Source organism: Blautia sp. AF19-13LB, from assembly GCF_003479105.1.
GTDB classification, from domain to species: Bacteria; Bacillota; Clostridia; order Lachnospirales; family Lachnospiraceae; genus Fusicatenibacter; species Fusicatenibacter saccharivorans.
In genome coordinates this window covers 143,852-164,223 of record NZ_QUGO01000005.1, presented here as the reverse complement: position 1 = coordinate 164,223, position 20,372 = coordinate 143,852, and the positions used below count along the sequence as shown (strand labels likewise).

At 46.0% G+C, this 20,372-nt stretch carries 19 protein-coding genes; all 19 read right to left on the bottom strand.

Annotation, left to right across the window (positions count from 1 at the left end; genetic code table 11):
* Nucleotides 1–87: 87 nt before the first annotated feature.
* Entirely contained in the window at nucleotides 88–1,188 is a 1,101-nt protein-coding gene (locus DWX32_RS07040; protein ID WP_147398474.1) for a hypothetical protein, read from the bottom strand.
* Entirely contained in the window at nucleotides 1,146–1,574 is a 429-nt protein-coding gene (locus tag DWX32_RS07035) for a helix-turn-helix domain-containing protein (protein WP_118659502.1), read from the bottom strand. The genes DWX32_RS07040 and DWX32_RS07035 overlap by 43 nt, the downstream gene beginning before the upstream one ends.
* Nucleotides 1,575–1,764: 190 nt before the next feature.
* The gene (locus tag DWX32_RS07030; protein WP_118659500.1) at nucleotides 1,765–3,270 is read right to left on the bottom strand and encodes a serine hydrolase domain-containing protein; all 1,506 of its coding nucleotides are present in this window, start codon (nucleotides 3,268–3,270) and stop codon (nucleotides 1,765–1,767) included.
* 26 nt (nucleotides 3,271–3,296) lie between these two features.
* Complete coding sequence (locus tag DWX32_RS07025) at nucleotides 3,297–4,664, bottom strand: glycoside hydrolase family 32 protein (protein WP_118659498.1); 1,368 nt, start codon at nucleotides 4,662–4,664, stop codon at nucleotides 3,297–3,299.
* Between the two features lie 162 nt (nucleotides 4,665–4,826).
* Nucleotides 4,827–6,224, bottom strand: coding sequence for a glycoside hydrolase family 32 protein (locus tag DWX32_RS07020; RefSeq protein ID WP_055219202.1), 1,398 nt, complete (start codon nucleotides 6,222–6,224; stop codon nucleotides 4,827–4,829).
* A gap of 215 nt (nucleotides 6,225–6,439) precedes the next feature.
* Nucleotides 6,440–8,251, bottom strand: coding sequence for an extracellular solute-binding protein (locus tag DWX32_RS07015; protein WP_118659494.1), 1,812 nt, complete (start codon nucleotides 8,249–8,251; stop codon nucleotides 6,440–6,442).
* A 124-nt stretch (nucleotides 8,252–8,375) separates the two neighbouring features.
* Entirely contained in the window at nucleotides 8,376–9,287 is a 912-nt protein-coding gene (locus DWX32_RS07010) for a carbohydrate ABC transporter permease (protein ID WP_082426161.1), read from the bottom strand.
* 19 nt (nucleotides 9,288–9,306) lie between these two features.
* The gene (locus tag DWX32_RS07005) at nucleotides 9,307–10,248 is read right to left on the bottom strand and encodes an ABC transporter permease (protein ID WP_022461554.1); all 942 of its coding nucleotides are present in this window, start codon (nucleotides 10,246–10,248) and stop codon (nucleotides 9,307–9,309) included.
* Between the two features lie 141 nt (nucleotides 10,249–10,389).
* Entirely contained in the window at nucleotides 10,390–10,545 is a 156-nt protein-coding gene (locus DWX32_RS19550) for a hypothetical protein (protein WP_158565053.1), read from the bottom strand.
* 251 nt (nucleotides 10,546–10,796) lie between these two features.
* Nucleotides 10,797–11,774, bottom strand: coding sequence for a LacI family DNA-binding transcriptional regulator (locus tag DWX32_RS07000; RefSeq protein WP_022461553.1), 978 nt, complete (start codon nucleotides 11,772–11,774; stop codon nucleotides 10,797–10,799).
* Between the two features lie 327 nt (nucleotides 11,775–12,101).
* The gene (locus DWX32_RS06995; protein ID WP_022461552.1) at nucleotides 12,102–13,031 is read right to left on the bottom strand and encodes a DUF4097 family beta strand repeat-containing protein; all 930 of its coding nucleotides are present in this window, start codon (nucleotides 13,029–13,031) and stop codon (nucleotides 12,102–12,104) included.
* Nucleotides 13,028–13,645, bottom strand: a complete 618-nt coding sequence (locus tag DWX32_RS06990; protein WP_118659492.1) for a DUF1700 domain-containing protein — start codon at nucleotides 13,643–13,645, stop codon at nucleotides 13,028–13,030. Before DWX32_RS06990 ends, DWX32_RS06995 begins: the two co-directional genes overlap by 4 nt.
* Nucleotides 13,642–13,959, bottom strand: a complete 318-nt coding sequence (locus tag DWX32_RS06985; protein ID WP_022461550.1) for a PadR family transcriptional regulator — start codon at nucleotides 13,957–13,959, stop codon at nucleotides 13,642–13,644. The genes DWX32_RS06990 and DWX32_RS06985 overlap by 4 nt, the downstream gene beginning before the upstream one ends.
* Nucleotides 13,960–14,099: 140 nt before the next feature.
* On the bottom strand, nucleotides 14,100–14,651 hold the full coding sequence (locus tag DWX32_RS06980) for a flavin reductase family protein (RefSeq protein WP_118659490.1): 552 nt from the start codon (nucleotides 14,649–14,651) through the stop codon (nucleotides 14,100–14,102).
* Between the two features lie 85 nt (nucleotides 14,652–14,736).
* Complete coding sequence (locus tag DWX32_RS20580) at nucleotides 14,737–15,861, bottom strand: non-canonical purine NTP pyrophosphatase (protein WP_118659488.1); 1,125 nt, start codon at nucleotides 15,859–15,861, stop codon at nucleotides 14,737–14,739.
* A 12-nt stretch (nucleotides 15,862–15,873) separates the two neighbouring features.
* Nucleotides 15,874–16,809: a carbohydrate kinase family protein gene (locus tag DWX32_RS06970; RefSeq protein WP_117813569.1), complete on the bottom strand. Its 936-nt coding sequence runs from the start codon at nucleotides 16,807–16,809 to the stop codon at nucleotides 15,874–15,876.
* Between the two features lie 161 nt (nucleotides 16,810–16,970).
* Entirely contained in the window at nucleotides 16,971–18,755 is a 1,785-nt protein-coding gene (locus DWX32_RS06965) for a recombinase family protein (protein ID WP_243037564.1), read from the bottom strand.
* 173 nt (nucleotides 18,756–18,928) lie between these two features.
* Nucleotides 18,929–19,870: an Abi family protein gene (locus DWX32_RS06960; protein ID WP_118659486.1), complete on the bottom strand. Its 942-nt coding sequence runs from the start codon at nucleotides 19,868–19,870 to the stop codon at nucleotides 18,929–18,931.
* A gap of 161 nt (nucleotides 19,871–20,031) precedes the next feature.
* Nucleotides 20,032–20,157 (bottom strand): hypothetical protein, encoded by a 126-nt coding sequence (locus DWX32_RS20445; RefSeq protein ID WP_256372495.1) that lies wholly within the window; start codon nucleotides 20,155–20,157, stop codon nucleotides 20,032–20,034.
* Nucleotides 20,158–20,372 lie beyond the last annotated feature (215 nt).

Sequence of the window (20,372 nt, the reverse complement as noted above, 5' to 3'; positions counted from 1 at the left end):
CCGCCCGGTGTGTGTCCAGCCTTCTTTTCAGCAGACACACACCGGAACTCACCCGAGATGACCGGTTTGGAAATATCCTTTTTTCTATTATATCGAACCTTCTCTGGAATGACAAGCCACAAATTCATGCAGAATGGCTTCGACACGTTCCAGCATCTCCTCTTCCGTGCAGAGTTCTTCCGGTTTCATGGATTCCAGGTAATCGTAGAATGCCATAAGAATGCTCGGTTCCCGGATGCTGAGGTAAATCAGCCGCTCTGTCCGCGTCTGGAACAGAAGATAGCCCTCGTTTGCATTGACCGAAATATTCAGCGCATGCTCTGCTCTCTCTTTCGTTTCCCGGATCATACGAAGATTTGCGCGATCCCGCAGCGCCAGAAAGCGGCGGATCAGGGCGATACGCTCGTCAAAGTCCAGCGGAGAATAGCATTCTTTTGGATACTCATCCACGCGCCCCGTTTCCAGGAAACTTTTGATGCCATCCTCTGAGAAAAACATCGTCGTTTTTTTATCCAGTACCTGTGTCTGCATCACCTTTGCGTACTGCGCAACCGCCTGTATCATCTGATCTCGCTCCGGCATTTCTTTTACAAGATGGTGTTTCAGCATTTCCGGTGTCAGAAGTCCGGAAAGACACGGCATTCTCTGGAAGAAATACCGCGGGGAATCTGATGCGATAAAGCGACGAATCAGTGTTTCCGTATAGCCAAGCTGGGACTGTACCGTGTCAAGACGTTCAAACAACGGCTCCGACTGTTTTAAATAGCCTTCAAACATCTCGCGCATCATCCGCAGTGTCGTCTCCTCCCGGAACAGAATTGCATTCTGGTAATCGGCACTAAAAGCAAGCGCACAGTGCTCCGTCAGGATGAGGTACGGGAAAAGGCGGAACTCATTCAGCCGCGCCGCCACATTGTCGTAATAGTACCGCGCACGGTAATCGCATCCACAGGCACAGATCGGCAGAATTTTCTGCAGACAGCTCAGATTGTAATTTTTCCGCATCGAAACCAGCTTCTCGTTGTTGTTCATGCAGAACAGATGTTGAATCGTCAAATTCGGGTTCTGTTCCCCGAATACCTGCAGAAGTTCCATGGCAAAATCGAAGTCCGGCTGGACCAGAACGGAAATTTTTCCGTCTTCTTTTACAGCTTCGCCGGAAAACAACTGTAAAATTGCATGCCGCACATGCACTGTGCCCCGAAAGGGAATCTCTCCGCTACCCCCCCGTTCAATTCCAGTTTTGCAATCTCCGCCTCATGGAAGATATATTCCTTTTTCCCCTCGCGGCGGCTGAACGTTTCAATCAGTTCTCCGACTGATTTGCGTCGGTAATAAACTTCCGCACCCATCTGGGCAATGTAAAACGCATCCATGAAATCTATTTTTTCCTGCGGCGTCAGCTGCATGAACTGCGCCATCTTCCGCACAACATCCTCTCCGGACGGATTTCGTTTTCCATTGATGATCTTATACATGAAAGAACGATCGAGTCCGCAGAACTGTGAAAGCGGGTAAACCCCGACATCTTTCATGGTGATATATTCGGATAATAAATCTGAAAAAACTGACATAGAGCCTCCTGTATCTCGATATTTTGCGTCGATTCTTTTCCAATATAGGTAAAAGTTTACCATGTTCAGAGAGACTTGGCAATTCTTCCGTTCGGCTTTGCATATCGTTTTTCTTTTTTTTACAGGATTTTCACACTGTTATGGAAAAACCGACGGAAAATTCCGCCGGTTTTTCTCTCTTTCGATCTGTTTAATCTTTTTTTATCCCAAATACAGTCAATGCCTGACGTGGTGAAATACCGAGTCCACCGACACTAATCAGCGTATCCTCTGCCTCCAGCAGAAGATTTTCCTTCTGGAATCTGACGATCATGCGGCCACCACTCAAACCGTCCATCCGCCGAATCTCCATCTCGAGCGTATTTAGCGTACGCCATGCAGCAGAACCAGCATAAATATGGCCATCCGCTTCACTATAGGCAAAATTCCGGCGCATGGAGAGGACAAATTCCTTTTCTTTCCCGCCTTCTTGTACTTTCCAGTACATCTTATCGCAGCCAAAAGCGAATCGCATCTCCTGAATCGGACTTGTCTCCAGCGAAAACAGGCCGCTTCCGCCGATCAGAATTTCTGCGGAATCCGGCAGCTGCTGGTTCCCCATCAGCGGAGCAGATACATAAACATGCTTGCTTACCTTCTCTTCCATAAACGGATTTCTCGTTCCTCTGCGCGGCGGCAGAGCCAGATCTGCGGTACGCGCTTTTACTGCATCGGCAAGTGGGGACGGCGGCAGCTCTCCTGCCTCTTTCTTCACATACGGGATCAGTTCCTCCTGCAGTGCACTCAGCTCCTCCTGCGTCTGTTCTGTTGCTGTTGTCAGGATCACAATCAGATCAAGATCCGGGAACACAACGCCGAACTGACCGTACGCACCATCTGCGCGGAAGGAACCCGGATAACGGCACATCCAGCACTGATAGCCGTAGCCCTGCGCCCAGTCTTTTACGTGGCCTTCCGAATCGCCCTCCGTCTCAATCTGCTTGCGGCAGGCGCGTTCAAACCAGTCTTTTCGAAGCAGCTGTTTTCCTTCCCACTCGCCCTGTCTGGACAGAAAATACGTGAATTTTGCCATATCCTCCGTCACCATCTTCATACCGCCTCCACCGAGCTCCGTTCCGTCTCCGAGCAGCGCACAGGTAAGGGATGTGATGCCAAGCGGCTCCAGCAGACGGGATTTCAGAAACTCTGTGACGTTCTGTCCCGTTTTTTTTCTCAGAACGGCAGCCAGCATGTTGGTTCCGGCTGTATTGTATTTATAAAATGTTCCCGGTTCATGGAGCACCGGATGATGAAGAAAGGTGGACATCCAGTTTTCGGAATTGTCCATAATCTCCGTCTCGTGACCACACCCCATAATCAGCAGGTGATGCAGCGTGATTTTTTTGAGATTTTCGGATGGATTTTCCGGCAGCAGGTCCGGAAAGATATCGACAATTTTCTCATCCAGCGATAAGATTCCCTCCTGCTCTGCAAAACCAATCGCCGTTGCTGTCAACGATTTACTGAACGAATACAGTGGATGACGGAATTTTTCATCATACGGCTTCCACCAGCCCTTCGCTGCACACTGTCCATGGCGGATCACCATAAAGCTGTGCAGCTCAATCTGGTTCTCTTCGATTCGGTCGAGAAAATTCAAAATTCCTTTGGAGCTGATTCCAGCTGATTCCGGTGTCACATCTTTAAAGTATCCCATTTTGCTTTTCCCCTTTCTCTCAGCCCTTATGCATCAATTTCGTAAAGTTCAACGGAAAGATCGCCCTTCCAGCTTACGCGGTCGTACGGTGTCTCCGGATAAACCACTGTAGAGATAGCATCTACGCCATCCTCAGCAAACAGTTCCAGAATGGAAACATCAAAAACAAGCTCCAGATTCCATGCTCCGTCTTTCTTTCTCGCTGCGGTGCTGATGGAATATTTCTCTGTCATGAAATGCTCACTGAATTCTTTGTAGCCCGCCATGGTACGGTCAACCGTGATTTTGGTGTCGCTTACATAAATCTTCAGTTTCTGTCCCACTGAGTTTTTCAGGCAGATTTTCGCATCTCCCTTTCCGGAAATTTTCAGTCCGAAGGTCTCTGTGCGAATCGTTGTGTGGTTCTCGATCGGGTAACTGCTGTGGCGGAATTTTTCCAGTCCGGCCGGAGCTGCCGCAAGGGTCAGAGCACCATCTACTTCTGTCAGGGACAGTTTTCTTGCCAGAGTTGCCTGACCACAGTACTCTTCTGTCGGAGTCTGTGCTGCATACTGCCAGTTCATACCCCATCCCATCAGCAGAACATCTTTCGCATTCTGGAATGTAACGGCTGCATAGTTGTCGAAGCCTTCATCCAGCCATCTTGGCTCATCGGACGGACAGGTGCAGAGGAATTTTTCTCCATCGAAATCACCCAGGAAATACTGCATTTTGCAGTGGTCGTCCTCGGAGGCTTTTGTCATGCTGACAACAAGAACCCATACATTTTTTCCCTTATACTCAATCGGGAACAGATCCGGGCATTCCCACACCCCCTTCACATGATTTCCTTCCGGTCCGAATTCTCCTGTTTTCTCCCAGTTTTTCATATCCTGGGATGCGTAGAAGAAGACACGGTCCTGCGCTGCAAGAACAAGGCTCCAGCATCTTCTGACCGGATTCCAGAACGCTTTCGGGTCACGGAAATCGGAAATTCCCGGGTTTTTGATGACCGGATTCAGATAGGACTTTTCAAAGTGCCGGCCCTTATCATTGCTGTATGCAATACTCTGCTGTTCCAAACCGTCCTTGTGATGGCTGGTATAAATAGCAATGATCGGCGGATTTTCATTGGTACCATACTCAGAAGAATTCTGCGTATCATACACAGCACTTCCCGAGAAGATAAATCCCAGTTCATCCGGATAAAGTGCGATCGGCTGATGCTCCCAGTGAATCAGGTCGCGGGATGTTGCATGGCCCCAGTGCATCGGTCCCCAGCTGGTATCATACGGGTACTTCTGATAAAAGAAGTGGTACACGCCATCCACATAAACCATGCCATTCGGGTCGTTCATCCAGCCTTCTTCCGGTGAAAAGTGAATTTTCGGTCTGTAATCTCTTTTTTTCATCATTTTTGTAAAACCTCCCAGAATAAACAACGGTCTGCAAAACCACTTCCATCGGCTTTGCAGACATCCGTCGTTTTTATTAATTTTTTATACATGGTAACACTTCTGAGTCTCATCTCAATTCTGTCATGCTGCATCGTTACCGTTTATAAATGTTTCTATCCCCTATTTTTTAATGGTGTACATTTTCACTTCCAGATCTCCGTCTGTGGAAACCACCTGATACGGTGCATCCGGATAAACGCATACGGAAGCGGTCTCCAGACCACCATCTGCATAAATCTCCAGATAGGAAACGTCAAAAATAATCTCCATGTTGACATTTCCACGCATGTGACGTTTTGTTGTGGATACCAGCAGATCCTCTTTTTTGAAGAGCTTCGGATCTACATCATCAAAGTAACTAAGGTCGCCGCTCTTGGAGCGGTCCACCGTGATGCTGTCCACCGTTACTTCGATGACTACTTCCTCACCTCTGCTGTTTTTCAGTGCAATTCTTCCAAAATTACCCTGCACGAGAAGTCCAAAGCTCTCGGTCAGCAGCGGTTTCTGATTTCCGATCGGGAATGCGCCCGCACGGTACTCGTCGATACCGAACGGTTTTGTTTTCAGGCGGTAGCCCTCCTCGGTCTCACAGAGAGAAAGTTCTCTCGGCAGTGTCATCAGGCCGGAATACTCACCAGTCGGAACAAAGTTCGCGTAGAGCGGATTAACGCCCCATCCAAGGTAAACCGGACGGTCGTAGTTTCCATACGTTACGCCCGCATAGTTGTCGAATCCGAAATCAATCCACAGCGGCTCGTCTGTGATCTCAGTGCACTGGAAGGTATCTCCGTCAAAATCACCGACGAAATACTGTATATTGGCACGGCCTTCGGTTCCCGGATGTATCATACTGACTATCAGAATCCATTTGAACCCGTCAAATTCATTTCCTGTTTTAACACGGATCAGATCGGTGCATTCCCATACGGTCGGCACTTTATTGACACCGACACCGAACTCGCCTGTTTTCTTCCAGTTTTTCAGATCCTGGGATGCATAAAACTCTGCGTGGTCGCCGGATGCCAGAACAAGGCTCCAGCAGTCCTTTTTATCATTCCAGAAGACGCGCGGATCGCGGAAATCCGGTACGCCCGGGTTTTTGATGACCGGATTGCCATAATATTTTTCAAAATGCTTTCCCTGATCCAGGCTGTATGCAATACACTGCTGCTCCAGACCCGTTTCCATATTGTGCGCCGTGTAGACAGCCACCATCGGCTTCTCACCGTATTTCGCAAATCCGCTGGTGTTATTTTCATCGTATGCCATACTTCCGGAGTACATCGTTCCGATCTCATCCGGGTACAGGGCGACCGGCAGATGCTCCCAGTGAATCAGGTCTTTCGATATTGCATGACCCCAGTGCATCGGTCCCCATACAACGTCATTTGGGTTATTCTGATAATACAGATGCCAGATACCATCGATGTAAATCAGTCCGTTCGGATCGTTGTTCCAGTTTTTCTCCGGTGTAAAATGAATGTTCGGTCTAAAATCTCTTTTTCCCTGTTTACTCATATGATCCATCTTTTCCTGTTCTCTCTTTTCCTATTTTATCGTTTTCCATTTGGAACTTCAACAAAAAAGAAATACGAACGAAATAGTCTTCTTTTTAAATATGACCATGTTATATGGGATACAACATGGCCACATTTAGAATTTCTTTAGTTATAGAATATCAATTGCAAATCGTTTACGTTACTGTTTTTTCGTAATCGCTTTTCGCACGATTTTTAGTTTGCTGCAGAAGCTGCTCTGTCTACTGCGCCCTGGTAAGTCTCAACCAGTTCATTCAAGCCAGCGCCTTCCAGCTCTGTTTTATAGGAATCCCAGCTTGCATCATCAACGCCGCCGGTTACCCATGTGGTGATGTAACGATCAACAATATCGGAGATGGTCGGCTGAATCTGTGCCAGACGCTGAATCTCTTCCTGGGTCATCAGAACACGCGGAATAGTGTCATACTCTTCCATGATGTCATCTTTACCGTTTTCTTTCTGCATCTCGAGAAGTTTTACAGCATCGAAGGTGTAGCCGCAAACGGTGTCATAGTACTCGTTCTGAACGATCATAGAACCACGGCAGGTTGTGGAGTTTACACGAGCCTCACCAAAGTTCTTATATTCCGGATTCAGAGGTTTGTAGTTTCCGTTTTCATCGAGCGGTGTACGAAGAATGCCGTCTTCGTCTTTCTCATAGTTGTATCCGATTGCGCCCCAGTTAGATGTAACAGAGATTTCCGGATCGCCTACCATGTAATCTACAAATCTTGCAACAACGTGCGGGAATTTGCAGGTCGTTGTGATTGCTGTGTCGGAAGAATCCTGCAGCTCAGAGTAGTTACACTCGAAACCGGTCATACCGTCTTCGCCCTGCAGTCTCGGAACTGCTACGTACTGATCATGTACTTCCTGGTTTGTAATTTCCTGATCGCCCCAAACACCGAAGGAACCGATCTTTGCAACATTCTCTTTGATCAGAGAAGATTTGAATGACATACTTTCATCTGCCTCGAAGGAACCGTTCCAGATCAGTCCTTCTTCATACAGCATGTTGAAAAATTCTGCTGTTTTCTTGAATGCTTCGTCTGTTGCAGTGAACGTAACTTTTCCGTCAACCATTCTTAAGTGATCCGCATAGGAGTTTCCTCCGCAGTAGGAGTCAGCGCATCCGAATGCACCTGTGAAACGATAGAACAGGTTGTAGGAACCAAAGGTATCGGTTGCGCCGAACCAGGTTGCCATCGGGATTTCATCGTCTTCGCCGTTTCCGTTCAGATCGCCGCCGTCGCGGATTGCTTTCAGGCAGTCTACCCACTCGTCTACGGTTGTCGGCACTTCTTTGCCTACTTTATCCAGCCATGTTTTGTTGATCACGAATGGTCCAGGTGTTAATACAAGACCTTTCATTTCCTCTACGTACGGGAATCCATATTTATGGCCGTTCGGAGCGGTGATCTCAAGCTGATACTGCTCATTGTCATCGAGGAATGCTTTCAGGTTCGGCATATACTCTTCGATCAGGCCTTCGGTCGGAAGGAATACATCCTGGTCTGCGTACTGAACTACGGTGTTTCCGGATTTACCATCGCCGAAGTTCCAGAATACATCCGGAAGATCCTGTCCGGAAGAAAGCATCAGATTGATTTTCTCTGTTGCGCTCTCCTGCGGGATCGGCTGCCAGTCAAACTCTACTCCTGTGTCCTCGAACCATTTCTGGCACATAGCCAGGTCGCCTACTTCTACAGTTCTGTCTGCAGAGTTTACGATCAGAGCGGAAATTTTTCCGTATTTCTCTTCGAATTTTGCCGGATCTTTGATGATCGGAAGGGTACCGTCGAGCTGGATGATTCCCTCATCTACTGCTTCCTGCTCTTCTGCTGTGAGACCTGTGTCACCTGCTTCTGTACCGGATGCAGAGGTGGTGTCTCCTCCTGTGCTTCCTGCACCGGAGCTGCTTGAGCTGCCGGAGCTGTTTCCACAGCCTGCGAGCATGCTGGTTACCATAAGGCTTGCCAGTAATACGGATACGATTTTTTTCTTCATATTGTTCCTCCTTTATTTTGCTGCCTTTTCCGGCAGTGAAATACGTTAGTATTTTTGTATTCCTACACATAAACCATGTCTGCTATATCCATGAATTCTGCAACAATAAATTTTCTGTTCTGCATCAGCCCTTGACTGCACCGATCGTAACACCTTTTGCGAAGTATTTCTGCAGGAAAGGATATACGCACAGAAGCGGGAATGCGGAAACAACTACGACACAGTATTTTAACTGCTCAGCCAGTTTCTGTTTTGTTACCATCTCAGAAGCACTACTTCCCATCTGGTTGGACTGGTTCATCAGTACCAAGTTTCGAAGAACGACCTGAAGAGGCATCTTGCTGTCATCCTGCAGGAACATCAGTGCGTTGAAGAACTGGTTCCACATTGCGGTTGCATAGAACAGACACATAACTGCGATGATCGTTTTCGACAGCGGAATTGCAATTTTGAAGAAGAATCCAAAATCGCTGCAGCCGTCGATTTTTGCTGCTTCGAGAAGCTCGACCGGAATACCACTTTCAAAGAAGGAGCGGCATACGATCAGGTTGTAAGCGGACACTGCTACCGGAAGGACCATAGCCCATGTTGTGTTGTAGATGTGCAGCTGCTGTACGGTTAAGTACATCGGAATCATACCGCCGCTGAAGAACATCGTGAAGGTGAACAGGAACATAATCGGTTTTCTTCCTACCATATCGTATCTGGAAAGTGCATAGCCGGCCGGAATGGTGCAGACCAGGGAAATCAGCGTTCCTAATACGGTATATTTGATGGTGTTTGCATAGCCGGTCCAGAGCGGCTGGTATTTCAGTGTGGTTTCATATCCGTTGGTGTACCACGCTTCCGGATAGAGAAGAATTTTACCGGAGCTTACAACAACCGGGTCTGTAACAGATGCCAGAAGCACGTAATACAGAGGATATACAATTGCAATACAGACAAGGATCATGATGACGGTATTGATCACGGTAAAGACCTTGTCTCCCGTACTCATTTTTACTTTTTTCTTTTTCACAGTGTTATTATTTGCCATTTTTCAAGCCCCCTGACTCTTAGAAAATACTGATATCGCTGGTCTTCTTTGCAACTGCGTTTGTGATAACCAGAATAATGAAGTTTACAACGGAGTTAAATAAGCCAACGGCTGTCGCAAAACTGTACTGTGCGGTCTGGAGACCTACTTTGTATACGTATGTCGAAATGATCTCACTGACGGTTGTGTTGGTACCGTTCTGCATCAGATAAGCTTTCTCATATCCCACGTTCATAATGTTACCTACCTGAAGGATCAGCATCAGGATGATGGTCGGCATAATCAGAGGTAAATCAATGTAAAGGATCTTCTGAAATCTGGAAGCACCATCCATCGTTGCTGCTTCGTAATATTCCGGGCTGATTGCGGTCAGTGCTGCGATGAAGATGATGGCGTTGAATCCCATCGTCTGCCAGATGTTACTTCCGATGAAGAGTTTGCGGAAGTACTCCGGAAGGCTGGTGAACATGATTGCTTTTCCGCCGGCTCCCATAACTGCGTGGTTTACAAGACCGTTTGCGGAAAACAGTACGGAAATCAGGCTGACTACAACTACGTTTGACATAAAGTACGGTGCGTAGGAGATGGTCTGGATGATTCGTCTCGGTCCGCTTCTCTGTACCTGGTTCAGTAAGAGTGCGAAGATAACCGGAATCGGGAATCCGATGATCAGGCTCTCCAGACTGATGACGATCGTGTTCTTGATTGCCGTCATGGCAATACTGGTACTGAAGAACATCTTGAAATACTTGAAGATCGGATCTGCCCACGGACTTCCCATGATTCCCATGCGGCCTTTAAAATCTTTAAAGGCGATGATCAGGCCGTACATTGGATAGTAAGCAAAAACGATCAGCCAGATCAGTGCAGGAATCAGCAGGATGTACAGCTGCCAGCACGAGAGCGCTTTTTTCAATTTTCCACTTTCTGCCGTTTTCGGCGATGACGTTTTTTTCTTCATAGTTCCCTCCTTATTTCTCTAAAAGCTTTACCAACCGCTTTTCGTTCCACATTTGCATCGTTTCCGTTTTGGCACTTTGCCTTGTGGAACCTGTTCCATACCTGTATCATAGTACGCAGTTCGCCCAATGTCAACAAATCATCAATATTTTTTCGTCATTTTCAATATTTTCACAATTTTTATTTTGTGTTTTTGTGCAATATGCATCCTGTTTTTCATAAAATTCACACTTATCTTCTTTCTTCTCCCATTCTCCTGTTCCACATGTTCCGCTGTTCCATGCTTTTCCTGTTCCATATGTTCCACTTTTCCGTTTTTCACTATTTTTTCGACAATTGCAACTGTTTCAGCAGCGATTTCATATCCTTTTGCTCAGTCTTTCTGCCCTTTTGCCGTATATAAGTTGGTTTTATTTCATTTTTATTTTATACATGAAAAAGAGACACCCTTTCTTTTCAGATCGAGTGTCTCTGATATCTGTTCTTCTTCTGTTCTATCGCAATCCCGGAAAATGATGCAAAATTCGGTAATTCCCTGTTTTGTTATCTTCAGGTACTTTCTCCTTTTCGGAAGGTCACATCCACAATCTGCTCCATCTCCTCAATCTTCTTTCCGTCAATCATGCGGATGATTGTGTCCACGCTCCGCTTTGCGATTTCCGGCACATTCTGACAGACCGTCGTCAGCTCCGGTGTCAAAAAGCGGGTAAAATCCAGGCCGTCGTAGCCAACCACCTTCAGTTTTTTCGGAATCTTAATCCCTTTTTTCTGCAGCATCTTCATGCACGCTGCCGCTGTGACATCGGCTGTAAAGAGTCCATCAATTCCATCAAAATGGCTGATGTATTTTTTCCAGATCGTCGGGCCGCTCTGAAAATTCAGAATCTTGCTTCCGGCATCAATCGCTGTAATTTTACATTTATGCTGTTTGCAGACTTCCGCAAACCGTCGGTAACGATCCATGGAGCAACCACGCTCTGTTGCACTCGATGCAAAATAGAGCACATTCTTACATCCTGCGCTCAAAAGCGCCTGCGCCGCAAGCTCACCGCCGCGCTTATGGTCGGAATGTATACACGGAATCCCTTCGGTGACGTAGCGGTCAATCATGACAATCGGACGGTGAATTTCCGCCAGGCTGACAGAAGACGGGATATCCGCACAGCAGATAATGCCGTCCATGACATTTCGCTGCAGCATTTCCACAAATTCCTCGATGCGGTTCGGATTGTCCCCAACCTCGCAGAGCATGCACTTGTAGCCATTGGTGTACAGATTATTCTCGACATGTTTCACCAGAGATGCCATAAACGGATGTGAAAGATTCTTAACAACAATTCCGATAAAACCGGACTTGTTGCGGAACAGGTTCTGGGCAAGCTCATTTGGTTTATAGTTCAGTTCCTCCACTGCCTGCATGATCTTCTGTTTTGTTTCATCGGAAATATACCCGCTCCCATTGAGTGCACGGGATACCGTTCCGATTCCTACTCCCGCTTTGATCGCGACATCTCTAATACTTGCCATAGTTTCTCCTAACTCCTATTCTGACACTGGGCTGTTTTCTCTGACTCGTTCCGGCTTTTCCCCCGCTGCCAGTCTGTGGAGCCCGTTCCACAATGCTTGATTACTTTTATTTTAAAGCACCGCAATCTACAAATCAAGTTAAAAGCTGAAAATTTAAGTACAAAAAACAAGCGACTGTTTGGATCATTTCCCTTTTTCTGGTGAAACCATCCAAACAGCCTCCTGTGTTTTTGTCACTTTTGTCTTATTTTCCAAAAACGCTCATTCATGCGGGCATGCTTTGCGATTTTTCTGGAATTTCATATGTCCCTGAACATTCAGAAACGCTTAATCGTTTTCCAACGAGATATCACCATCCTTTGTCATCAGTGTGATTCTGCCCGCTGGCTGATCCGGTACATAAGAAAAGCTCTGCTCGTCCTCCTCTTTCTGCATCAGATTCTCCATGGTATCCGGTACATCGATCTCCCCAAAATCTGTCTTTGCCGTAATTTCCAGCCGTTCCAGATCTTTTTTACCCAGTTCAAGTTCAATATCGCCGTAGGAGTTTTCCACCGACACGTCTCCGGAAAGCTTCGTATTTTGGATTTTCGCATCGCCATCCTCCAGCGTGATCGACCCATTCTCCCACGTTCCACTCTTCAGTTCCACATCACCGTAATCTGCTTTGCATTTGATATTCTGCATGTCACATCCGAAAAGTGTGATATCTCCATCCGCATTTTGCAGTCTTCCGCTTTCCGCCTGGATGCCATTCATCTGCACATCACCGAATCCCATCGTTACCTCTATTTTTTTCAGTACCTTCTTTTCCGGTACATACAGAATCACTCCTGTTTCCGACTGTTTACCGCCACTTAAGATTTCTTCCGTAAAGTCAATATTAATGTAAATCGTATCGGACACTGCGCTTGTCTCTTCGATGCTCAGAACACCGTCCCGCACGCGATATTCCACTGCAGTCTCTCCTTTTTTCGACGGAATCCGCCAGGCGAGATAACAGGAATCGTCACCGGACGGAAGGATGTTCAGGTCGCCGATCGTAAGGTCTGCCTGCAGTTCATCAAAATCATCAAGTTTTATCTTTTCCTGTGTGGAAATGCCGTCTTCCTTCTTCGCAGAACCGCTCATCGCATTCAGATCATACGTTTCCGCGTATGCTTTTCCGCCGCTTGCCCATCCGCTGAACATCAGCACTGCACCGGCAATACAGCAGGCACATCCTGTCAGTAATGCTGTTTTTGTCCATTTTTTCATGATCTGCTTCCTCCTTTTTTCGTTACCTTACGTGTACACCACACGAACAGCCGTCCCATCCATTTTGCAAAGTATACGCCGAACACCGCGCACAGAATACTGATTCCCAGCATGAAAACGCCCATTCCGGTAATAAAGCAGAATCCGCCGAAGGAAACCGAGACTGCCAGAATGCCGCGCAGCAGCATCTTAATTCCGGCGGCCACGCCGACAACTGCAATCAGAAAGACGCTCATATCAAGCAGTGCCGCACAGAGGGCCGCGCAGAGCAGAACGATGAGAATGCTGATCAGAATCGGGGCTCCGATCGGGGCTGCAAACAGGGCGAGAATCGCGATCCAGACGATGTTGGCGCCTGTCGTTTTTTTCTTCTCTTTCCGTTTTTCTTCCTTTTCCATTGCCTCGCGTTCATCTACTTTTTTGTCCAGAAGATTCCGCATCAGCTCGGCGGCTGCCTGTTTCGGTGTTCCGAGTTCTTTGATCACGGCCTGCTCATTTTCCGGACCGGCATCTGCAAAATACTCGGTGAAGTATTCCATCGCATCTTCATAGTCGCTCTGCGGAAGCTTCCTCAGATACTTTTCCAATTGTTTCAGATATTCCCCACTCGTCATTCTTTTTTCCTCCACTCGATGATGTTGTCAATGGTGTCACGATAGGACTTCCATTCGCCCTGCAGGTACGCCATCTGTGTTTTTCCTGCTTCTGTGATCGAATAATACTTCCGTTTTCTGCCCTGGTACTCTGCGGAATACGTCGTCACGTAGCCCGCCTTTTCCAGTTTTTTCAGGATCGGGTACAGTGTCGACTCTTTGATGTCTGCAACCAGTTTGATCGTCTGGCTGATTTCATATCCATAAGAATCTTCCCGATTCACAATCGACAGGATCATAAATTCGATCAGCAGTGCTGATACCGGAAAATACATAAAAAACCACCTCCGTTAGTTTCTGATATGTAAAATATTTATATATATATAATTTATACATATCATAAGACTATGGAGGCGGTTTGTCAAGGGGAATATATAAAATTTTTACATATTCGCTGTCATGTCATCATCTGTGTTTATTTCAGGGATTTTCCGGAACCGAATGCGTCGCCGACTTTGTCGCCCATGGCGAGATAGGTGTTGTTGACCGGGTCGAAGGCGATTGGTTTCAGTTTTTTCGGGTCGATCTTTCCGTCGGTCAGAACGCTCTCGTCTGCGCAGACGTTCACGATCTCGCCGACCAGAATGCCGTTGTCAAAGCTTTTCACTTTGCACTCCAGTGCCATCGGAAGCTCGTCGATCAGCGGCGCGTTGACGAATTCGCTCTTCGTTGCATGGAAACCGGCGCGTGCAAATTTATCCGGAACTTTTCTGCCGGACTCGATGCCGACGTAATCGCAGCCAACAACAGTATCCTCGGTTGCCATGCTGACGGTGAAGGCACCGGTTGCGGCAAGGTTGTCTGTTGTCTTGTGGTCGCCCATGCTGATGGAGATCTCATTGAAATCTGTGACTACACCCCATGCAGCATTCATGGCATCCGGGTTGCCATCTTTGTCATATGTTGCAATAATCAGAACCGGAAGTGGATACATGTTTGGTTTTGCTCCAAAATTTACTCTGCTCATGGTTGTTCCTCCTGTTTTGCTTGATTTTCTTTATTATAACGCTTACAGCAAACTTTAACACAAGAGATTTTCTCTGCAAATTTTCTTAATCGTTTAATTTTCTCGTCATATCATGCCATTCCTCGCCGCCCCAGGTGGATGTGGAGATTCCCTCGTCGCGGAAATTCATCTTTTTGTACATCTCCACCTTATCCTGCAGGCAGGTCAGAATGAGCTGTTTTCTTCCGTTTTTCTGTTCCCGGCGGCTGTACTCTTCCATCAGCGCGCGGGCGATTCCCTGGCCGCGGTATTCCGGCAGGACACTGAGACCCAGCAGCATGACGTTTTCTCCCTTCGGGTCGTACAGACTGATTTCATCGAAAAAGGCATCACGGAATTTTGTCTCGTTTGTTGCAAGTCCGTTCAGCGTTCCGGCGATTTTTCCGGTTTCTTTGTCTACTGCCGCCAGAAACAGCTCCGGCGCGTACTGCACCCGCTCGCGCATGCTCTTTTCGGAGCACGCCTCATTCGGCGGAAAGCACGCCAGCTCAATGGCAACGCCCTGTTCCATTTCATCCTGGCGGATGGTTCGAAGTTCATATCGTTCCATTTTATGGTATTCCTCCATTGCCCGCTCAAAAAACTGCAGAAAACCGTCTTCCACGGCAAGCTGATCGAGCGCGGCTTCTTGCTCATTCAGATCGTAATAATATTTTCCGGTCCGCAGATCGATCGACAGACGGTCGAGCGGAAAGCCTTTTTTGCTCATCGGATGGGGTGTGCTGACCATGCGGAAAGGAGCGCTCTCCATTGACGGGTCCATCGCGTCATAGCGGTGGTCCGCATCAAGAATCAGCGAAACTGCGTTTTTGTAGCGTCCCGTCAGGCCGCCGTACTTTTCTGCAAGGGCGGCGTAATGCGCGGTCATTTCTTCATCGGACAGATACTTTCCGTTCACGGTCCGCACATGGACGCCGGGCTGGTCGTCCTCTGCCACGTTGTCAAAATACAGACCGGAATCACAGGAGAACACCGGCATATGAAGCGCGTTGAAATACGCCTCCGCCTTTTTCCTGGCATTTTCCAGCGGCGTTTTTCCATCCTCGATAATCTCTGGCTGCTTAACACCGCCAAGATCTTTCAGCCCGATCAGCTCAATCCCAAGACCGGCAAGGCGGTGACGCATCGCGTCGAGTTTTGCCGGGTTGCCGGTTCCGTACAGTAACTTCATTTCTGCCCCCTTCTATGCCTCGATGCCGAACTCTTCCGGGCGGAAGCGCGGGCAGACATTTTCCGACGATGTGATGACGGATGCAGCAAGACGCGTACCGATTTCAACTGCCTTGCCAATCGTTTTTCCATAGGTCAGACCGGCGGAAACACCTGCGCAGAACGCATCACCGGCTCCTGTTGTATCTTTTACCTGTACTTTCTGCGCCGGGCAGAAGCCGCTCTCTCCGTCTGCTTCCGCATAAACCGCTCCGTCGCCACCCATTGTTACGACCATGGCCGGAACATTTGCCGCTTTCAGACGCTCGGCGAGAATCTTTTCCATCTCGGCCGGTGTTTTTTCGCTGTAATCATCGGAGAAGAGAACGCCTGCCTCGAGCTGGTTGCAGATCAGGCAGTCAAATTTCTGCAGAAGATCTCTTCTGCTGACCGCGATGTTCATGTTGCTGACAACGCCGTACAGTTTTTTATCGTATTTTTCACAGAGCTGTACCAGCTTTTTGATGATCTCTTTGTCCATATCGATCTCTGCCACAATGGAATCGCAGTTTTCGATAATTTCATCTCCGTTTTCTTCCAGAATATCGAGAATCGGCATCAGGTTCGGGCGCTGGGAAATGGAGCCCGCCAGGTCACCGTTGTGATCGAAGACAGCAAGCCATGTTCCCATGCCGTTCGGGATTTCTTTCATGTATTCGGTATTGACTTTGTGGCGCTGCAGTTTGCGCACAACATCCTCGCCGAGTGCGGTATTATCCGCGATTCCAAGGAAGGTCGGGCGCAGTTCCAGGTTTGCGATATCCTCCACCACGTTTCGGCTCACACCGCCGTGGATGTATTCGACATGGCCGGCGTTTCTGCCGTCCGGGACGTAGATGTCCTCTGGAAAACCTTTGATATCCACAAAAACTGCTCCTAATACTACGATTCCATTTTTATTTACTGCCATGTTTCTTTTTTCCTCTCCTGTTTTTTCATTCCTTCTTTTTTCAGACAAGCCTCTTCGTCTGTTTTACGAAATTTCTGTCTTCTCAGCATCCAAATAATGTAAGGCACTTTTACATTGCTGCTCTCTGCTACTGTCTCGACAGTTGAGACAGTGAAGAACGCTCAACTCCTACACAATCCATCCGCTCTGACCTCTGATTGGCCATACACTCGCAGGGAGTTGAGTTGCCGGATTTCACCGTCTCGACCTGGAAGCTGGTCCTTATTTCTTTGTTTTGACATCAAGACTACCGTCTCAACGGTACTTTCGTTGTTCCAACAAAGTTCCTGTATTTCCCTGTCTCCAAAATACACCGGGAAGCGGAACTTTATGTGCTTCAGGAATCTGCCATCCGGCTGCTCCTGCTCATAAATGTCCACCTGTTCTACAAAGCTGTTAAGAAATTCTTTCTTCTCCAGGTCGGTGAACTTATCATATAGTTTATCAAAATATAAAAGAAATTGATAGACGTTTTCTTCTGATATTTTCTGTTGCTGAATATTCAGCAGGCGATTCTTGACTTCTTCTATACTGTTCTCCACGCCTTCAATCTCATCATACAAACGGTATAACCTTGTCTCCATATCCTGATATTTCTTCTCATAAAATTTATCCATGATATCCAGACTATCCATCTGCTGTCCGAGTCTTGCTTTTGCTCCTGTCAGCTGCTTATGCTGCTTTTCTAATCCTTCAATCTCTTTTTCTATTTCTTCTGTATCTATTCTTGAACCGATTTTATTCAGAATTGCTTCTTCGAATTTAGGATTCTTCACCAGCTTCCGAATAACTTCTTCCACTGCATTATTAATCTTCTCCTCGCTCCATTGTTTACGATATCCACATTTATGACCGTCTACCAGGCGACGATGTTTGCAGGCATAATAGAAATAATCCTTATATAAGGTTCCGTCTTTCTTTTTCTTTCGGTTCACATTCCCATACATACCGCTTCCACATAACGGGCATCTCAATATTCCGGATAAAATATGCTCATGCTCGAGACTATGTGTCTTTTCATATTTCACACCTGTTTTTTCCCGTTTTTGATGTGCCAGCTCCCAGTCTGTTTCTGAAATGATTCCTTCATGGATACCATCGTGTAGCATATAATTTTCCTGCTTTACAATACGGTATTTATTTCTTGTACCAGATACTTTCTCGTTCTTCCTTCGTCCATAAGCCAGCTTTCCACAGTATACCGGATTATCCAGAACGCCTTTTATAAATGAAGCGGCAAATGCGTCCAGTGTATTATTCTGTCGTTTTTTCTTTTTATATCCATGCTGGTTCAGCCATGCAGCAATCGCAGAAATTCCCATATTTGTATGAATAAATTTATCATAGATCAGACGAATAATCTCTGCTTCGTCCTCTGCGATCTGCAATTCTCCATTTACCAATTCATAGCCATATGGAGCAAACCCGCCGTTCCATTTTCCTTCCCTTGCTTTCTGCTTACGTCCTTCCATTGTCTGAACAAGGATATTCTCTCGTTCGATCTCTGCCACCGCAGACAGAACAGAAATCATCAGCTTTCCACTATCTTTTGAGCTGTCAATCCCATCTTCAACACAGATCAGATTCACTCCAAAATCCTGCATCCTCTGCAAAGAGTTTAATACATCTGCCGCATTACGACCGAATCTGGAAAGCTTGAACACCAGTACAAACTGTACCTCATCTGTTCCATTCTCAATATTATCTAACATTCTCTGAAATTCCGGTCTGCCCTCTACGCTCTTTCCAGACTTACCTTCATCGGAATACTCATTTACGATTTCCATATTCTGAAATTCTGCATATCTCTTGAGTTTTTCTTTCTGAGCATCCAGACTGTAGCCATCCACCTGCATGGTTGTGGATACTCTGGTATATATATCGCATTTAATCTTTTTATTCTTCATAATCTTCCTCGCAGTATAACTCCGTTTTATTGTCCCAACTTTATTTTAGTACTTGTTCCAACTATTTTCAATACTTATTTTCTTATTGACTCATTTCTTTGTCAATCCTATAATTAATACAAAAAAATCCTCTAGGACAATAGGTATTTCACTATCTCTTAGAGGATTTTTCTTTACTTTAAATGGTATCTGGTAATATTTTTCCAGTTTTCCGGGAAACCCATTTTATTCAATAATTCCGTTTCGCTTATATGCTCTACCTCTCTGTTTACTCGGTCAATCTCTTTTATAAGCTTTCTTTTAAATTCCAGAAAATCTTTTCCAGGTAATAGATATCTAAAAGCAATCACCACAGCAAACAAATCCTGTTTTCCTTTTTCATACTGATTCCCACTCTGTGGCAATGAAAGTTTTTTATGAAGCGGTGTATCCGCAATAGCATCTACCGTTCTGTATGTGAACAGTCGTTCTCCATGTGCACATACGTTTCTATACTTCGTGAGAACCGATAGAAACTGCTCCATCTGATGCTGATTCAAAGGTTCAAAGTTTTTTGACACTTTTGATTTTAAGGATTGGGGAAATACTCGGAACATTTTTGATAAATTTCCAAACGTAAGTACATTCGCCAAAACCCATAATGGAATTTCACCATATGTCTTGCGATAATAATTGATATATGTATAATCTGTGGTCGTTGTTGCCCGTTTCAAGGTCGCTATCAACTTTACGATTGTTGCATGATTTCTTTTTGTATGATTATAATTATTAGTATCCAGGTACTGCTTCTGCTCTGCTCCATACATTTCAGTAAAATAGTATGACATCAAAGAACGCATCTGTCGCTCAACCTGCAGTAAATATTTAAAGAACAACTCTCTAAGCTCTGCATCAAACTTATACAGACTGACTATTTCTTCAAAACTTGTTCCTGCTTTATATTTCTTTGTATTCGATATTCTAAAAAGATGTTTATATCCTCCCATAAGAGGAAAATATCCTATTTGGCGTAACATCTCTTCTGCATATTCTCTGTCGTTTATTTTTATTCCCTTTTCGTCACTGATCCAGGAAACCTGATCACTAAAAGAAGAGAATTTTTTCGGTGTCTGCATATCATTTCTCCTTAAAACAAAAGAGGGAGAGACCCGCAGGCTCTCCCCCGCCTGTAGGCTTCGCAAGTTTCTACAGAACGATCACTGAGCTTAGTATACGTCATTTTAAATGTCCTGTCAATACGCCAAAACATTCTTAGCCATACCCGCTCAGAAGTATTCTATGCTGTTTTTTCTTCTTTATTCTGTTTTTCTTCCTCCAACTCCCGGAGGACTTCATCGCCGTACTTATCAAGCATCCGTACCAGAAAATCAATGCACCGCTCAAATTCAATATTCTGTTGCATAAGCTCCTCCCGTCATTGTTTTGATCTGAGCTTATTTTACAGAACCTGCCGGAAAACCACATTGAATAGAAATTGATTGTAAATTGACACAATCAATTTAAAAATATCCGCATTTTCTTGAATCGAATATATGTTCGTGTTATGATAGATATACTTAATCTTAACTACGAAAGGGGAATTTCTATTGAATCGATGCGATTTTTCTTCTATTAGCA

Excerpts from the sequence above, each read along its gene's own strand:
- DWX32_RS07030 (WP_118659500.1), bottom strand. The coding sequence starts at position 3,270 with ATGGGATACTTTAAAGATGTGACACCGGAATCAGCTGGAATCAGCTCC.
- DWX32_RS06960 (WP_118659486.1), bottom strand. The coding sequence starts at position 19,870 with ATGCAGACACCGAAAAAATTCTCTTCTTTTAGTGATCAGGTTTCCTGG.
- DWX32_RS06980 (WP_118659490.1), bottom strand. The coding sequence starts at position 14,651 with ATGAGCAGAGTAAATTTTGGAGCAAAACCAAACATGTATCCACTTCCG.
- DWX32_RS07010 (WP_082426161.1), bottom strand. The coding sequence starts at position 9,287 with ATGGCAAATAATAACACTGTGAAAAAGAAAAAAGTAAAAATGAGTACG.
- DWX32_RS07000 (WP_022461553.1), bottom strand. The coding sequence starts at position 11,774 with ATGGCAAGTATTAGAGATGTCGCGATCAAAGCGGGAGTAGGAATCGGA.
- DWX32_RS07015 (WP_118659494.1), bottom strand. The coding sequence starts at position 8,251 with ATGAAGAAAAAAATCGTATCCGTATTACTGGCAAGCCTTATGGTAACC.
- DWX32_RS06990 (WP_118659492.1), bottom strand. The coding sequence starts at position 13,645 with ATGACGAGTGGGGAATATCTGAAACAATTGGAAAAGTATCTGAGGAAG.
- DWX32_RS19550 (WP_158565053.1), bottom strand. The coding sequence starts at position 10,545 with ATGGAACAGGAAAAGCATGGAACAGCGGAACATGTGGAACAGGAGAAT.
- DWX32_RS20580 (WP_118659488.1), bottom strand. The coding sequence starts at position 15,861 with ATGAAGTTACTGTACGGAACCGGCAACCCGGCAAAACTCGACGCGATG.
- DWX32_RS06995 (WP_022461552.1), bottom strand. The coding sequence starts at position 13,031 with ATGAAAAAATGGACAAAAACAGCATTACTGACAGGATGTGCCTGCTGT.
- DWX32_RS07020 (WP_055219202.1), bottom strand. The coding sequence starts at position 6,224 with ATGAGTAAACAGGGAAAAAGAGATTTTAGACCGAACATTCATTTTACA.
- DWX32_RS06965 (WP_243037564.1), bottom strand. The coding sequence starts at position 18,755 with ATGAAGAATAAAAAGATTAAATGCGATATATATACCAGAGTATCCACA.
- DWX32_RS06985 (WP_022461550.1), bottom strand. The coding sequence starts at position 13,959 with ATGTATTTTCCGGTATCAGCACTGCTGATCGAATTTATGATCCTGTCG.
- DWX32_RS07035 (WP_118659502.1), bottom strand. The coding sequence starts at position 1,574 with ATGTCAGTTTTTTCAGATTTATTATCCGAATATATCACCATGAAAGAT.
- DWX32_RS20445 (WP_256372495.1), bottom strand. The coding sequence starts at position 20,157 with ATGCAACAGAATATTGAATTTGAGCGGTGCATTGATTTTCTGGTACGG.
- DWX32_RS07005 (WP_022461554.1), bottom strand. The coding sequence starts at position 10,248 with ATGAAGAAAAAAACGTCATCGCCGAAAACGGCAGAAAGTGGAAAATTG.
- DWX32_RS06970 (WP_117813569.1), bottom strand. The coding sequence starts at position 16,809 with ATGGCAGTAAATAAAAATGGAATCGTAGTATTAGGAGCAGTTTTTGTG.
- DWX32_RS07025 (WP_118659498.1), bottom strand. The coding sequence starts at position 4,664 with ATGATGAAAAAAAGAGATTACAGACCGAAAATTCACTTTTCACCGGAA.